Annotated in this window: 11 protein-coding genes and 1 pseudogene; 6 read left to right on the forward strand and 6 right to left on the reverse strand. The window is 69.7% G+C overall.

The annotated features are described in order from the left end of the window. Positions 1-23: 23 nt before the first annotated feature. The 3 genes and pseudogenes from AC07AB_RS23360 to AC07AB_RS23370 form a co-directional block, all read right to left on the reverse strand. Positions 24-851, reverse strand: a complete 828-nt coding sequence (locus AC07AB_RS23360; RefSeq protein ID WP_478570068.1) for an alpha/beta fold hydrolase — start codon at positions 849-851, stop codon at positions 24-26. Beyond that, positions 840-1253 (reverse strand): annotated as a pseudogene (locus AC07AB_RS23365) (ASCH domain-containing protein); the annotation flags it as partial. The pseudogene AC07AB_RS23365 and the gene AC07AB_RS23360, both read right to left, overlap by 12 nt. Before the next feature lie 240 nt (positions 1254-1493). Continuing rightward, a complete protein-coding gene (locus AC07AB_RS23370; protein ID WP_478569941.1) occupies positions 1494-1898 on the reverse strand; it encodes a (2Fe-2S) ferredoxin domain-containing protein in 405 nt (134 codons plus the stop codon). A gap of 307 nt (positions 1899-2205) precedes the next feature. On the opposite strand from AC07AB_RS23370, the gene AC07AB_RS23375 reads away from it, so the two are divergent. Continuing rightward, positions 2206-3825 (forward strand): ABC-F family ATP-binding cassette domain-containing protein, encoded by a 1620-nt coding sequence (locus tag AC07AB_RS23375; RefSeq protein ID WP_478569943.1) that lies wholly within the window; start codon positions 2206-2208, stop codon positions 3823-3825. Positions 3826-3899: 74 nt separating this feature from the next. On the opposite strand, the gene AC07AB_RS23380 is transcribed toward AC07AB_RS23375, so the two are convergent. The 3 genes from AC07AB_RS23380 to AC07AB_RS23390 all read right to left on the reverse strand — a co-directional run bounded on the left by AC07AB_RS23380 (position 3900) and on the right by AC07AB_RS23390 (position 8597). Then, positions 3900-5198 (reverse strand): SGNH/GDSL hydrolase family protein, encoded by a 1299-nt coding sequence (locus tag AC07AB_RS23380; protein WP_478569945.1) that lies wholly within the window; start codon positions 5196-5198, stop codon positions 3900-3902. Continuing rightward, on the reverse strand, positions 5195-6691 hold the full coding sequence (locus AC07AB_RS23385; protein WP_478569947.1) for an alpha-L-fucosidase: 1497 nt from the start codon (positions 6689-6691) through the stop codon (positions 5195-5197). Before AC07AB_RS23385 ends, AC07AB_RS23380 begins: the two co-directional genes overlap by 4 nt. A 142-nt stretch (positions 6692-6833) precedes the next feature. Next, complete coding sequence (locus AC07AB_RS23390) at positions 6834-8597, reverse strand: hypothetical protein (protein WP_478569949.1); 1764 nt, start codon at positions 8595-8597, stop codon at positions 6834-6836. A gap of 686 nt (positions 8598-9283) precedes the next feature. Between AC07AB_RS23390 and rph the strand changes: the two genes are divergently transcribed. The 5 genes from rph (at position 9284) to AC07AB_RS23415 (ending at position 14603) form a co-directional block, all read left to right on the forward strand. After that, on the forward strand, positions 9284-11911 hold the full coding sequence (gene rph / locus AC07AB_RS23395; protein WP_478569951.1) for a rifamycin-inactivating phosphotransferase: 2628 nt from the start codon (positions 9284-9286) through the stop codon (positions 11909-11911). 243 nt (positions 11912-12154) lie between these two features. Then, complete coding sequence (locus AC07AB_RS23400) at positions 12155-12412, forward strand: hypothetical protein (protein WP_478569953.1); 258 nt, start codon at positions 12155-12157, stop codon at positions 12410-12412. Next, a complete protein-coding gene (locus tag AC07AB_RS23405) occupies positions 12387-12917 on the forward strand; it encodes a DUF6879 family protein (protein ID WP_478569955.1) in 531 nt (176 codons plus the stop codon). Before AC07AB_RS23400 ends, AC07AB_RS23405 begins: the two co-directional genes overlap by 26 nt. Before the next feature lie 26 nt (positions 12918-12943). Continuing rightward, on the forward strand, positions 12944-13792 hold the full coding sequence (locus tag AC07AB_RS23410; protein ID WP_478569957.1) for a helix-turn-helix domain-containing protein: 849 nt from the start codon (positions 12944-12946) through the stop codon (positions 13790-13792). A 328-nt stretch (positions 13793-14120) separates the two neighbouring features. Then, positions 14121-14603, forward strand: coding sequence for a hypothetical protein (locus tag AC07AB_RS23415; protein WP_478569959.1), 483 nt, complete (start codon positions 14121-14123; stop codon positions 14601-14603). The last annotated feature ends 9 nt before the right edge of the window (positions 14604-14612 follow it).

Raw genomic sequence — 14612 nt, forward strand, 5'->3', positions numbered from 1 at the left:
TCGTCTACCGCACCGCTGAACCGCTATACCCAGGGGTGTGCCCGCAGGAACGCGTCGAGCGACTGCTCGAAGGACGCCCGCCCCTCCAGGCTCACGAGGTGCCCGGCGCCCGGGACCACCACGGCCCGCGCGCCGGGCACCACCGAGACGATGTCCGCGAGGTTGCCCGCGATGTCGCCGCTGTCCAGCTCGCCGACCAGGGCCACCGTCGGCACCTGGATCTCGTGCAGCCGCTCCAGACCCTGGGCCTCGATCGCCCGGCCCAGGGTCGGGGTGGCGACGTTGGCCGTGACGTTCGCCGTGGCCGTGGCCCATATCCGCTCGCGCAACACCGGGTCCACCGCCTCCGGTTCGCGGTACGGGCCGTCGACCCACATCCGCAGATAGTGCTCGACGAAGCGCTCCGCGCCGTCCGGCGCGCCGAAGCACTTCTCCTGCCCCTGGAGGTGCTCCTGGATATAGGGGTCGGTGCCCTCGCTGCCGCTGAGGCCCGGCGCGAGGAGCACCAGCGCCGCCACGACGCCGGGGTGCGTGATCGCCGTGTCCACCGCGATCCGGGCGCCCGACGAGTGCCCCACGAGAGTGGCCCGTACGACGCGCAGCTGGTCCAGGAGCGCGTACAGATCGTCGTGGTCGGACCAGTCGCCGTCGCTGACCGAGGAGCGGCCGTGCCCGCGGGCGTCGTAGCGGATGACGCGTCGCCCGGACCGCGCGAGCCGGGCGAACTGCTCGTCCCAGATGGTCATGTCGAGCATCCCGCCGTGCAGCAGCACCAGCGCCGGGCCGCTGCCCGCGGCCTCGTAGTACAGCTCGCCGTTCTCGACCGGCACCCGCCCGCACTCCACGACCATGAATCGGCACGCGACCACCGGCGTCCCGTCCGACACGAGAAAATGCGGGTCGCCGAGCGCCTGCCGCATCCGCGGGTCGTGCCAGAAGCCCTCATGGTCCGCCCGCCACGCGGCGACGCTCTCGTGGCCCTCGCCCTCGTCGCGCGCGTGTGCCTCGTCGATCTCGCCCAGAGGTATGACGCGTACCTCCGTCACCTCTATCACCGCGACCGGCCGGCCGGCCGAGTCGATCACCGCGGACCGCTCTCCCACTACGGGCAGCGGATCACCCGCGACCTCGTACTCCCGCACCAGGCCGGTGGTGGAGGTCTTCGCGCCGGAGAGCACGGCCGCGACCAACTGGTCGCGCAGGGGCCCCGGGAACGCCAGCTCGAAGGCGGGCAGCTCGTCAAACATCGTCATGGAGGAACCCTATGCAGAGTCAACCATGACCAGAGCCGCGCGGTCGGTCAAAGGGCGGGGAGGGGGCACCCGCGGAGCCGGGGACGGAGTCGGAGTCGGCACAGTGCGCGTACGACGCCGCCGAGTACGCGCACGACGCCGCCGAACCCCTGCGCGAGGCGCCCCCGCGCGGCCGGAGCGGCACACCCGGGCGCCCGGCCGGCGACAGCAGCGAGTCAGCCGGGGCGACAGCGGCGGCCCTCAGCCCTCCAGCGCCTTGCCGACCCGCCGGGAGACCGTGAACCCGTACAGATCGAGCACCCCGGGCGGCTCGGCCACGCCCGGCCCCCCGGCCCGTACCCACGCCGCGATGTCCGCGAGCGCCCCGTCGTCGTTGACCAGCCCCAGCCAGACCGGCCGCCCGCCCGCCGCCCGCCCCGCGGGCGAGGGCTGCACCACCATGACATTGGCCTGCTCGCACACGTCCAGGCACTCCGAGGCCCGCACCGGCGCCGCGCCGCCGAGCGCCGCGCGCAGCCGGGCTATCTGCCCCGCGTGATCGACACCGGGCACCTTGCGGGCGTCACCGCAGCAGCAGCCGCGGCACACCGTGATCCGGCACGATCCCGCGGCGGGCGCCGGGCGGCGCGCGTTGTTCGAGGTCATCCCGGAGATGATACGCACCGGCGGGCCGCGTGATCCGGGTGCGCGCCACTGATCCGGGTGTGCGCCACGCGCGGAAAACCCCTTGCGGGGCGCGCGCCCGCTCCCTTACCTTCGGTGTCGAACGTTGTTGCCGTTGATGGGAGAAGGCAGTTGCTCTACTGAGGTCCTGAGACACCGCGACCGCGCCTCTTGGTGCGCGGACGTGTGCGTGCGACCTCGGCACAGAGCCGCCTCCACCCACCCTCGTGGTGTCTCCACGTGCTGTGCCCTTTCCGTTTGAGCATTCACGAGCACCATGGAGACCCCTATGTCTCATATGCCCCCTTCGGCAGCCTCCATCACCTGCACCGGCCTCGACTTCTCCTGGCCCGACGGCACGCCCGTACTGGAAGACTTCCAGCTCGCCGTCGGCCCCGGCCGCACCGGACTCATCGGCCTCAACGGGGCAGGAAAATCAACCCTGTTGAAGCTGATCGCGGGGGAGCTGACCCCGAGCGCCGGAGCCGTGCGCGTCGCCGGACGGATCGGCTACCTGCCGCAGAGCCTCACCCTCGACACCTCGCTCCGCGTCGACGCGGCCCTCGGCATCGCCGGGACCCGCGCCGCGCTGCACGCCATCGAGAGCGGCGACGCGAGCGAGGAGCACTTCACCGCCGTCGGCGACGACTGGGACGTCGAGGAGCGCGCCCGCGCCACCCTCGACCGGCTCGGCCTGGACGGCATCGGCCTCGACCGCACCGCCGGCGCGCTCTCCGGCGGCGAGTCCGTGCTGCTGCGGCTCGCGGCCCTGCTGATCAGCCGCCCCGACGTGCTGCTCCTCGACGAGCCCACCAACAACCTCGACCTGCGCGCCCGGCAGCACCTGTACGACGCCGTCGCCGCCTGGTCCGGCGTCATGGTGGTGGTCAGCCACGACCGGGAGCTGCTCGAACTGGTCGACCGGATCGCCGACCTGCGCGGCGGCGAGGTCCACTGGTACGGCGGCAACCTCTCCGCGTACGAGCAGGCGCTGGCCGCCGAGCAGGAAGCCGCCGAGCGCATGGTGCGGGTCGCCGAGGCCGACGTGAAGCGGCAGCAGCGGGAACTCTCCGACGCCCATGTCAAGTTGGCCCGCCGGGTCCGCTACGGAAAGAAGATGAACGAGAACAAGCGCGAACCGAAGATCGTCATGAACGAGCGCAAGCGCGAGGCCCAGGTCTCCGCGGGCAAGCACCGCATCATGCACACCGAGAGGCTCCAGGAGGCCAAGGAACGCCTCGACGAAGCCGTCGAAGCCGTCCGCGACGACGACGAGATCCGCGTCGAACTGCCCTACACCGCCGTACCGCCCGGCCGCGGCGTCCTGACCCTGGACTCCCTGGAGGTACGCAACGGCGCCCGCGCCCACCTGGAGATCCGCGGCCCCGAACGGATCGCGCTCCTCGGCCCCAACGGTGCCGGCAAGACCACGCTGCTGCGCACCATCACCGGGGAGATCCCACCGGAGTCCGGCGAGGCGCGGACGCACGTACCGCTGCGCTACCTGCCGCAGCGGCTCGACGTCCTCGACGACGAGCTGACCGTCGCCGAGAACGTCGCCCGCTTCGCGCCCGGCGCCACCAACAACCGCGTCCGCGCCCGCCTCGCGCACTTCCTCTTCAAGGGCGCCCGCGCGGACCAGCGGGCCGGCACCCTCTCCGGCGGCGAGCGCTTCCGGGCGACCCTGGCCGCCCTGATGCTGGCCGAACCCGCCCCGCAGCTCCTCCTGCTCGACGAGCCGACCAACAACCTGGACATGGCCAGCGTCCGGCAGCTCGTCAGCGCACTGGAGTCGTACGAGGGAGCGCTGATCGTCGCCAGCCATGACCGGCCGTTCCTGAAGGAGATCGGCATCACGCGCGAGGTCGTCATCGACCCGGACGCCGCGTCGGCGGAGGGCGGCGCCTGAGCGGGACGGCTCGCCGTACGGGCCGGGGCACGCGCCCCGGCCCGTAACGCCGTAGTCCGACGCGCCTACCGCTGTCAGCCGCGGCCCAGCACCGACAGATCCACGGTGCGCGCCATCACCCGCAGCCCCGCGTCATTGGGATGCACCGTGTCACCGCCGTCATACGCCGCGAGCATGCGGTGCGGGTCGGCCGGGTCCCGTAGCGCCGCGTCGAAGTCGACGACCGTGTCGAACGCCCCGCCGGTACGGATCCAGCGGTTGACGTCCTCGCGCATCCGCTCAGCCCGCGCGTTCAGCTTCCCGTTGGGCGTGATCGTCCCGCCGTGGACGCGCAGCCCCGCGGCGTGCGCGCGCTGCGCCAGCCGGCCCAGCCCGGCGATCAGCTGGTCCGCGGTGAGCGGGGTGCCGGGGTGCACCCCGGCGTTGCTGCCGAGGTCGTTGGTGCCCTCCAGCACGATGATGTCGCTGACGCGCGTCTGGCCGAGCGCGTCCCGGGCGAACCGGGACTCGGCGCTGTTGCCGAGGTTGCGGTTGCCCTGCCCTTGGGTTCCGGCGTCGGTGAGCACCCGGTTGCCGCCGATTCCCTTGTTGACGACGGACAGCCGCTGCCCGCCGGGGCGCGCGGCCAGCCTGCGGCCCAGCTCGTCGGTCCAGCGCCGGTTGCTGTCGTCGGCGGTGACCCCGCCCTCGGTGATGGAGTCGCCGAACGCCACCACCGTGCCCTTGGCGCGGTGCGCGAGGACGTCCACGCCGTCCAGGAAGAACCAGGAAGTCGTCTTCTCCCCGAACGCCGCCCCCGACTCGTCCCCGGTGTGATCCCCGGCCCCGGAGAGGTAGTTGGTCTGCTTGGCCCACGGGTGCCAGGTGGTCGGGCCCGTGGCGGTCGGCAGATGGACGCTGACGACCAGGTCCGTATCGGCCTTCGTGGACAGCGGCACGGGGTCGCTGACGGCCTCCGCCCCGGCCGGGACCGTCGTGGAGCGCGACCCGCCGAAGCGGACCTCGCGGCTGCTGCCGGGCTCGACCGCCGAGCCCTTCGCCCGCCGGGCGACGCTCACCGCGCCAAGGTCGAGCGGCGAGGTCCCGTACGCGTTGGACAGCCGCAGCCGCACCGCGCTCCCGCCCGCGGACAGCCGCTCCACCATGCGGAGCGTACGGTCGGCGAAGCCGGTCGCCGAATAACCGGAGATGCCCGGGGGCGTCATCGCCGTGCCCCAGCCACCCACCCAGTGCTGCGAACGGGCGGGGGAGGGGTGGCCGTTCTCGGCGGCTGCGGCGGGGAGCCCGTGCGCGAGGGCGGCCGCGAGCAGCAGCGTGACGAGAGCGGCCAACGCCCGGACCGGGAAACCGCGTTCGCGGCGTGCGGAGGTCATGAGCGGCCGCCGTTCGCGACGGAGAGCACCATCGGATACGCCTCGCCCTGATCCGCTCGCGGTCCCGGCGGCCCGGAGGCGGGCAGCGCGATCTCGATGCCGTCCGCCGTGCGCGACCAGCGGAGACCGTGCGAGGGGTGGCCGAGCAGCCGGATGCGGTCGCCGTCACGTACCGGCAGATCGGCGGGGGCGGTCAGCCGCGGGCCCGGCCGGGTCAGCGTGATGATGTTGAAGTGGCCGTCGTCGCCGACCGTGTAGCGCAGCGGCCCGTCCTCCGCCCGCCGCCAGGGCCGCGAGTCGTGGATCGCCCGCCCGTTGACGTCCAGCCACTCACCGATCGCCAGCAGCCGATCGCGCTGCCAGTCGGGGATGGTGCCGTCCGCCCGCGGGCCGATGTTGAGCAGCAGATTGCCGTTCTTGGAGACGATGTCGACGAGCAACTGGACCAGCTTCTCCTTGGACTTGATCCGGTACGTCGGGTCCATGTACCCCCACGACCTGCTCATGGTCAGGCACGCCTCCCAGGGCGCGGGCCGCAGCGCGTACGACGGCTTGTCGCCCTCGATGCCCGTGTAGTCGGCGTGCGAGGCGATGAACCGGTCGTTGACCATCACCTCCTTGGGCCGGCCCCGCTCCTCGGCGTGGTTGTAGTAGTGCGCGAGGATCTCGTCGCTGCGCCAGTCCCACCGCTCCGGCCGGAAGATATGGCCCGCGCCGCCCGCGAAGTTATGGCTGCCGTGCCCGTCGCCCCACAGGATGTCGGGGTCGTAGCGGTGGATGAGCGTCCGCAGATGGGCGTGCTCGTACTCCTCGACGTAGTCGGTCACCGGCTTGTACCCGGTGTACGGAACGGGCTCGCGCGTATACGGATTGATCGGCGCGGTGCCCAGCGCCGGGTTGTAGAACTCGCCGAGCGAGTAGTACAGCCCCCGCTTCAGCCCCGTGCCCCGGGCCGCCCGGAACAGCTCGCCGACCAGATCGCGCCGCGGCCCGATGAGCGCCGAATTGCGGTTGGAGGCGGAATTGGGGAAGAGCTGGAACCCGTCGTGATGCTTGGACGTGAGCACGAAATACCGCGCCCCCGCCCGCTCGAAGAGCCGCACCCAGGAACGGGCGTCGAACCGCTCGGCGCGAAAGCGGGAAAGGAACGCGTCGTAGGGGAAATCCTGCCCGTACGTGGCCCGGTGGTGCTCGAACACGCCGCCCTTGGCGTAGGCGTTCATGGCGTAGAGGTACCACTCGGAACTCCACGCGTCGTCGCCCCAGTGCGGAACCGCGTACGGCCCCCAGTGGATGAAGATTCCGAACTTGCCCTGCCGAAACCAGCGGGCGACCGGGTGCCGAGCCAGCGACTCGGGCGTCGGCTCGTAGCGCTGGTGATGCCGTCGAGCCGCCGCGAGAGCGGGGGAGGGCGCCCCGCCCAGCGCGAGAGCCGCGCCGGCTCCGGCGGCGGAGGCCAGCAGAGTTCTTCGAGGAATTCCGGGACTGTGCACAGGTGTGCCTCCTATTGTCGATAACCGGCTGGACCACCCGGCCCCTACGGCGCTTGAGGGCCGGGGTCCGGGGCAGCGCCTCGGCTACGGGAAGGGAAGGGGCCGGGCGGGGAAAGAAGGAGCTTTCCGAACTGAACCGTGTTCACCGCGCCAGCAATGCCCGGTAGCGATCCACGGACGGCCCCATGCCGTGATCCGGGTCGGCCCCGTAAACCCCATCGGCATCCTTCTTGCCGAACCCGAGCGGCTGATAAAGCGAAGCGCAAGACGCGTGACGTTCGGCGAGTCGCTCCCACTCCCGCCAAGCCGCGTCATAAGCCCGCATATGACTGCCCATCACATGGCTCCGCTCACCGGCGAAACCGCGCAACATCACCTGCCACCCATGGTGGACAACCGAATAGAGGCAGAGCCCATAACGAGCGGAAACCCGCGCATACGCCCGGTCCTCCCGGTCCCGCAACGGCAACCCGTCGGCAAGCTCGACGACCTCCCGCCAGATACGGGCCGCCTGCGCCTTCTCCGCGAGCGCCGCGCCGACCAGACCACCGTTGACGAGCGCCTTGTAGTGGCCGGCGAGGTCCTTGTCGGAGCCGCCGAGGTACTGGTCGCGGGTCCACGTCATGTTGGGCACCGGGGTACGGGCGCTGTAGTGGCCGCGCAGGGTCCCCGCGGCCGAGAGCAGGGCCAGCCGCCGAAAGCGCCGGACCGCGTCGCCGCGCAGCCCGATCCGCCGCGCGTACGCCGCGAACGCCCCGGCCTCGCCCTGCCCGGTGTCCCGCGCCCAGTGGGCCAGGACCCACATGTTGAGGTCGCACCACAGCTCGTTGGAGATGTACGGGCCGCGCCAGCCGCCGCCCCGTGACCAGGTCCACACCCCCGCCAGCAGGGGATTCGCGGCGAGGTCGGCGAGCCCGCGGGGGACGGACCCGGCGGCGTACTCCTCGAAGCCGTTGATGACGCCGTCGCCCACATAGTCGGGGCAGGCGCCCTTGGCCTCGTACTCCCGCGCGCACTCCACCTCGACGATCTGCCGATGCCGCCCGACGCCCAGGGTCCGGTTGAAGGGGATGGTCCGCCAGAAGTCGCTCGCCGTGTGCTTGATGGAGAACAGCAGCCGCTCGTGGGGTTCGATCCGGTCGGTGACGGCGCGGTAATAGGTCGGATCTTCCCGGAACTTGTCGTTGCCGGTCGCCCAGGTCCGGTAGAAGAGCTGCTTCCCGGCCCGTACGCACACCTCCTCACGGAGCAGATTGATCAGCAGTTCGTGGCTGGACTGCCCCTCGGTGATGGGGTTGTTGCCAGTGTGGAAGGGGACGTTCTGGAGGTAGGTCTCGCCGGTGCGTATCACCAGCCCGTCGATGCCGGGGAAGCGGGCGAAGACCTCGCGGAGCATCAGCCGGTGGATCTCGGCGGTCTTCGGCCGGTGCAGGCTGATACGCCCCTTGTCGTCCAGCACGTCCTTGCCGTACAACTCCACCAGGCGCTTGGGCAGCACGATGATGTCGGTGAAGAAGTACGAGCCGATGCCGGCGGCGTGCGCGCGGCTGATGTGCTCCTGGACGCGCCGGGCGTTGTCCTCGACCCAGGCGCGGCCCGCCGATCCGGCGGGGAAGATCCGGTCGTCGACGGTCTCGAAGGTGATCGCGGTGTGCGGCGGCCGGAATTCGTTGATGACCTGGCCGTTGTAGTCGTACGAGGCCAGCGTGGCCGGGTCGTTGTAGCGCGAGGCCGTCATCGGTTCGCCGGGGTTGGCGTGCACCATATCGAACAGGAACGGCAACCGGCGCCCACGGTGGCGGCCCGCACCGGGGGAGGCCGCGGCCGGGGAGGCCCCCACGGCCAGCAGCACACCCGCGCCCGCCGCGGCGGTCAGCACGGTGCGTCGGGTAGTGGCTTCGGTCATACGCCCAGCCTCCAGTCACGTATGTGCTACTGGTTCCCCTACTTGAACCCACCCTGCATAGTGCAGCCGACTCGCTGGTACCGGAAGCCTTCTGACATCACAAACATCGGATCAAAGCGGGGGCGGGGTTCGTAGCAGCAGGTTCATCTACATGAACGACGGGGTGGCGGTGGGCGCCCCGGGTGACCGCTGGGGGCTCGTGGACCCAGTACGACAAGCCGACTGGACATCTGCCACATCCGCCTGGGCCAACACCGCGTACCCATACGCGGCGGCCCCGTTACGCGACAGGCTGGTCAGTCCCAGCGGACGGTAAAAGGCAAAAGCAAAGGCAAGGAGATCTCTCTCCCTGCCACTACCAAGGTATAGCGCGTCAGGGGGCTTGCGGCAAGGCCCGGGTCCCGGCGCAGAATCGTCGGCCGAGGCCACAACCTGCGGAAATGAGGGCACGACGTGCGTGTATTGCTGTCGATGTACGGGGGAGGCGGTCACGTCGAACCAGCGGGGGGACCGGCAGTGCGGGGGTGCGCGCCGCCCGAGAGAGTGGAACGGTCGACGGACTCGTCAGAAGGAAGGCAACCAGAGGTGAGGACGTGCCCGACGGGAGGTCCGACTGAGATGGAGGCGCTGTTGACTCGATCGGCCACCGTGGTGCGCGGGAGCACGGCTGCCTCGGAGGTATCGCAGTGAGCGAGCAGTACGTGTCGGACCTTCAAGAGGCTGACGAGATGCGGGTCGCGGCCGTCGGCGGCAAGGGCGCGCACCTGGGCGGGCTGTCGCGGATCGAAGGCGTCCGCGTGCCGGCCGGCTTCTGCGTGACGACGGACGCCTTCCGGCGAATCATGGCGCAGGCGCAGGCGCCGTCGATCAGCGACCGGCTCGATCAGCTGTCGCGCCTGAACCCGGACGACCGGGAGGCGATCGGCACACTCAGCGCGCAGATCCGCCGGACCATCGAAGAGATCGCCATTCCGGCCGATCTGGCGGCGGCGATCACCCGCGCGCTCGCCCGGCTCGGCGAGCGAGCCGCCTACGCCGTCCGGTCCAGCGCGACGGCGGAGGACCTGCCGACGGCCTCCTTCGCCGGCCAGCAGGACACGTACCTGAACGTCGTGGGGACGACGGCGATCCTCCAGCACATCAGCCGGTGCTGGGCCTCGCTGTTCACCGAGCGGGCCGTGACCTACCGCCTGCGGAACGGCATCGATCACCGTACGGTCCACATGGCCGTGGTCGTGCAGCAGATGGTCTTCCCGCACGCGGCCGGCGTCCTGTTCACGGCCGACCCCGTCACGGGCGACCGGAAGGCCGCCACCGTGGACGCCGGCTTCGGCCTCGGCGAGGCCCTGGTCTCCGGCCTGGTCAACCCGGACGTCTTCACGGTGCGAGACGGCGAAGTCGTCGCCAAGTCGATCGCCGCCAAACGGAGTGCCGTTCACGCCCTGCCGGGCGGTGGCACGCGGGAAGTGGCGATCGACCCGCAGCGGCAGGAGCAGCCGGCGCTGACGGATGCGCAGGTCGTACGGCTCGTACAGCTCGGGCGGCGGATCGAAGCGCACTTCGGCCGCCCGCAGGACATCGAATGGTGTCTGGTCGACGATGACTTCCAGGTCGTTCAGAGCCGGCCGATCACGACGCTGTTCCCCGTCCCCGAGACCGGCGACGGAGAGAACCACGTCTACGTCTCCGTCGGCCACCAGCAGATGATGACCGACCCCATGAGGCCCCTGGGGTTCTCCATGTGGCAGCTGACGGCCATGGTGCCGATGCACGAGGCCGGCGGGAGGCTGTTCGTCGACGTCACCCGGCGCCTGGCCTCGCCCGCGAGCCGCGCCGCCCTCCTGGACGTCATGGGGAGAGGCGATCCGCTGATCAGGGACGCTCTGGAGACCGTTCTCGACCGCGAGGATTTCGTCCCGTCGCTCCCGGACGCGGATCCCGGCGGGCCACCGGCGGGCGGGCCACCGGCCGACGGCCCGCCCGCCCCGATCGAGACCGACCCGGCCATCGTCACCGGGCTGATCGAACGCAGCCAGGCGTCCATCGCCGCCCTGGAGCACGACATCCGGACGAAGACCGGCCCGGCGCTGTTCGACTTCCTACTGGAGGCTTTCGAGGAGCACAAACGAGTCCTCGGCGATCCGCTGAACCTCCAGGCGATCATGGCGGGGATGGAGGCCACGTGGTGGCTCAACGACAAGCTGCGGGAGTGGCTGGGCGAGAAGAACGCGGCTGACACGCTCACACTGTCCGCCCCCGACAACATCACGTCCCAGATGGGGCTGGCGCTGCTAGACGTCGCGGACGTGATCCGTCCGCTGCCGGAGGTGGTGGCGTACTTGCAGGGCGTCGAGCACGTCGAGGACGAAGCCTTCCTGGACGAGCTGGCGAAGCTAGCGGGCGGGACCGAAGCGCGTGATGCCGTAGAGACCTACCTCGACCGGTACGGCATGCGCTGCGTCGGCGAGATCGACATCACGAGGCCGCGCTGGCGTGAGCGCCCCACCACGCTCGTGCCCGTCATCCTTGACAACGTCAGGAACTTCGAACCAGGCGCCGCCGAACGGCGCTTCGAGCAAGGCCGACAGAAGGCGCAGAAGAAGGAACAGGACGTACTTTCCCGCTTGCGGGCCCTGCCGGACGGGGACCGGAAAGCCGACGAGACCAAGCGGATGATCGACCGGGTGCGAACCTTCATCGGATACCGGGAGTACCCGAAGTACGGCATCGTCAGCCGCTACTCCGTCTACAAGCAGGCCCTGCTGGAGGAAGCCGAGCGCCTCGTGCAGGCAGGCGTGCTTCCTGAGAAGGAAGACGTCTTCTACCTCACCTTCCAGGAGTTTCACGACGCCGTGCGCACGAACCAGGTGGACGGCCAGCTCATCCAGCGGCGCAAGGACGCCTTCCGGTCGTACCACGCGCTCACACCGCCCCGGGTCCTCACCTCGGATGGCGAGGCCGTCACCGGGGCGTACCGGCGCGACGACGTGCCGGCCGGCGCCCTGGTCGGTCTACCGGTTTCCGCCGGGACCGTCGAGGGAAGAGCCCGCGTCATCCTGGACATGGCGGAGGCCGACCTCGAAGCCGGCGACATCCTGGTCACGACCTTCACGGACCCCAGTTGGTCGCCGCTGTTCGTCGGAATCACCGGCCTGGTGACGGAGGTCGGCGGCCTCATGACCCATGGCGCAGTGATCGCCCGCGAGTACGGCTTGCCTGCCGTCGTGGGCGTAGAGCAGGCCACCCGGCTGATCCGGGACGGGCAGCGGATCCGCGTGCACGGGACCGACGGATACATCGAGATCCTGCCTTGACCGACCACCCCGAGAGGCCCCGGCCGTAGCTTGCGACTGATCAACGCCAAGCAGCCGACGACCACTCCAAGCCCGCCGCCCGCTGGGACCGAGTCATGTAGCCAACCTCGGCTGGAGCTACACCAGTCGGCTATCCCGGTGGCCGGGCGGTTCGTCAGTTCGCTCGTACACCCTTGACGACCTGGGCCCGCCACGGCGAAGCTCGTGCAAGTCGGCGTAAGCCACTCGACACCGGAGGCAGCCATGGCACTGCGGTTCATCGGGATTGATCCAGACACGGGCCAGCAGGGTTCCCCCACCATTTGGGTGGATGAGGCGAAGAGGGAACTCGTGCTGCAGGGCTGGAAGCCAGACGAGAAGCTGGGGGCAGAGTGCGCGGCGTTCATGGCCCCCGGACACGCGCCGGGCATTCCGGTGCACGAGGCCGTCATTCGGATTCCGGCCCGCATGGCGCCGATGCTCAGGGAGGCATGTGATGTCGCAGAACGCGCCGGGCTTTGACGAGCTGCTGGCGGCAGCCAAGCACTCGGCCGTACACCTGGAGATGCGCGACTCGTACGGTGTGGGCGATGAAGCCGAGGACTTCGAGAACTGGAGGCGCACGGGGCAACGCGATGTGGATCCCGCTTCCGAGTACTGGACGCCTTGGGTCGATCTAATGCGGGGCACAGTGGCTAGAGGCGTCGCGGTCCGCCGCGCCCGCGTCGTCTCCGAACCCGTCACCGACTACATCCGTTACGAGCACGCCGGCACCGTGGTCAATGTCCAGGCCGGGGAACAGGTTCGCTGGCTTCCCAGGCGGCATGCGTCGGACATTGCCCTGCCTGGCAACGACTGCTGGGTCTTCGACGGTGAGACCGTGCTCTTCAACCACTTCTCGGGTGATGGCAACTGGTCCGAACCGGGTTGGGAGTTTCGCCCCGAACCGGAGGTAGTTCGGTTGGCATCGGCCGCGTTCGAGGCGGTATGGGAGCGGGGTATCCCGCACGAGAAGTACTCGGTCTGACTTAGCGAAACACTGAAGAGCCACTCATGTCTGCGTCTCCCTCGTCCAGCGCTCAGGCCGCCCGCGAAGTCCTTGCCGCTCGCCTTGGGGAGCTACGCAAGGATGCGGAGTTGACCGGGCATGACTTGGCCCTTCGGTGTGGCTGGAGCCCCGCGAAGTCGTCACGCATCGAGCGGGCCAGGACGCCCGCGGCTGATGCCGATATCCGCGCATGGTGCAAAGCATGCGGTGCGGAAGACCAGACCGTGGACCTCATCGCAGCGAACCGCCAAGCCGACCAAATGTATGTCTACTGGAAAAGGGCTCACCGTCACGGAATGCGCCGGGCGCAGGAGGAAATAGTTCCCCTGTACCAGGGCACCCGGCACTTCCGCGTGTACTGCTCGAACGTCGTGCCCGGCATGCTCCAGACCGAGGCATACGCGTCCGCCTTGCTCTCCACAATCGCCACCTTTCAAGGCACTCCTGATGACTCGTCCGATGCCGCAGCTTCCCGCGTCGAGCGTTCGCAGGTTCTCCACGAAGGCGGCCACCGGTTCGCGTTGCTCATGGAAGAAACCGTGCTTCGCTATCGCATCGGCGACGCCGACGCGATGGCCGGCCAGCTCGGCTACCTGCTCGCAGTGATGGCACTTCCGAACGTGAGCCTGGGCATCATCCCGTTCGCCGCCGAGCGGCGCGTGTGGCCGCTGGAGGCGTTCTATTTGTTCGACGACCACCGTGCGAGCGTCGAGCTCCTTACGGCTGCTGTGAACGTGTCGGCTCCAAGCGAGATCAACGTCTATGCCAAAGCGTTCTCCCAACTGGCAGAAATGGCCGTCTACGGCTCGGACGCCCGTGCCCTCATCACGCAGGCGGTCAGCGCACTCCGATAATCCATGTGCAAGTCCATGCAAGAACGTGGACCGCCGACTTCCCCTCTCCGTAGCGTCCTTGGCACAGCCAGTTGACAGCCGGAGGCAAGCATGGCGATGTCCATCCCGGCCTATCGAGTGACGAGAGGCGGCATCACGGGGCGGGTCCCGAAGCACGAGGTGGCACCCGCTTCAGGTCCTTCAGCGTCGACCGCTTCCCCCTGTGTCGCTGCCCCGTTCACGTGGGCAACCCGTGCGCTCCCGAGAGTGAGCGCTGCATCAGGGGGGCCTGAGCGCAACTGGCCGGCCCGAAGGCTCCACGCAACCCTTCTCCCTGGAGGCACGCACGATGAGCACAGCCGTTCAGACCCGCACCCGTGACCCGCAGATCATCCTCAACGCTCTGGTCCATCAAGTGCCCCGCCTGATCACCGACACCGAGCCGACGCTGTGGGACCGAGAAGTCGCTCTCCTGCTGCGCGACAACAGCGTCATGACCCGTGATACCGCCGAACGGCTGCTGGGCCAGGCCATCGCGTACACGATCACCGCCATGGAGCGGAAGGGCGTGGACATGGGCGTCGGCTACACGGTGGACGTGGCTGTTCACGCCCTGATCCTCGACACCTCGCTGTACTTCGCTTTGTGCGATGAGTACAACAGCGGCCACTACAAGCACCACGCTCCCTTGATCCAGCGGCGCTGCGACGGCACCGTGACGCGGACGGCCGACATTCTGCGGGGCAACGGATTCGCCGTGGACGATGAGCTGTGGGACATGGACGCGGCGGAGTGTTCGCCGTGTGACAACAAGGTGCCCGACAGCCACTAGTACCACCCT

It is taken from the genome of Streptomyces sp. NPDC044033 (assembly GCF_056434425.1).

Coding starts and splice junctions, on each gene's coding strand:
- AC07AB_RS23360 (WP_478570068.1), bottom strand. CDS start 851: ATGGTCGTGGAGTGCGGGCGGGTGCCGGTCGAGAACGGCGAGCTGTAC.
- AC07AB_RS23370 (WP_478569941.1), bottom strand. CDS start 1,898: ATGACCTCGAACAACGCGCGCCGCCCGGCGCCCGCCGCGGGATCGTGC.
- AC07AB_RS23375 (WP_478569943.1), top strand. CDS start 2,206: ATGTCTCATATGCCCCCTTCGGCAGCCTCCATCACCTGCACCGGCCTC.
- AC07AB_RS23380 (WP_478569945.1), bottom strand. CDS start 5,198: ATGACCTCCGCACGCCGCGAACGCGGTTTCCCGGTCCGGGCGTTGGCC.
- AC07AB_RS23390 (WP_478569949.1), bottom strand. CDS start 8,597: ATGACCGAAGCCACTACCCGACGCACCGTGCTGACCGCCGCGGCGGGC.
- AC07AB_RS23400 (WP_478569953.1), top strand. CDS start 12,155: ATGGCACTGCGGTTCATCGGGATTGATCCAGACACGGGCCAGCAGGGT.
- AC07AB_RS23405 (WP_478569955.1), top strand. CDS start 12,387: ATGTCGCAGAACGCGCCGGGCTTTGACGAGCTGCTGGCGGCAGCCAAG.
- AC07AB_RS23410 (WP_478569957.1), top strand. CDS start 12,944: ATGTCTGCGTCTCCCTCGTCCAGCGCTCAGGCCGCCCGCGAAGTCCTT.
- AC07AB_RS23415 (WP_478569959.1), top strand. CDS start 14,121: ATGAGCACAGCCGTTCAGACCCGCACCCGTGACCCGCAGATCATCCTC.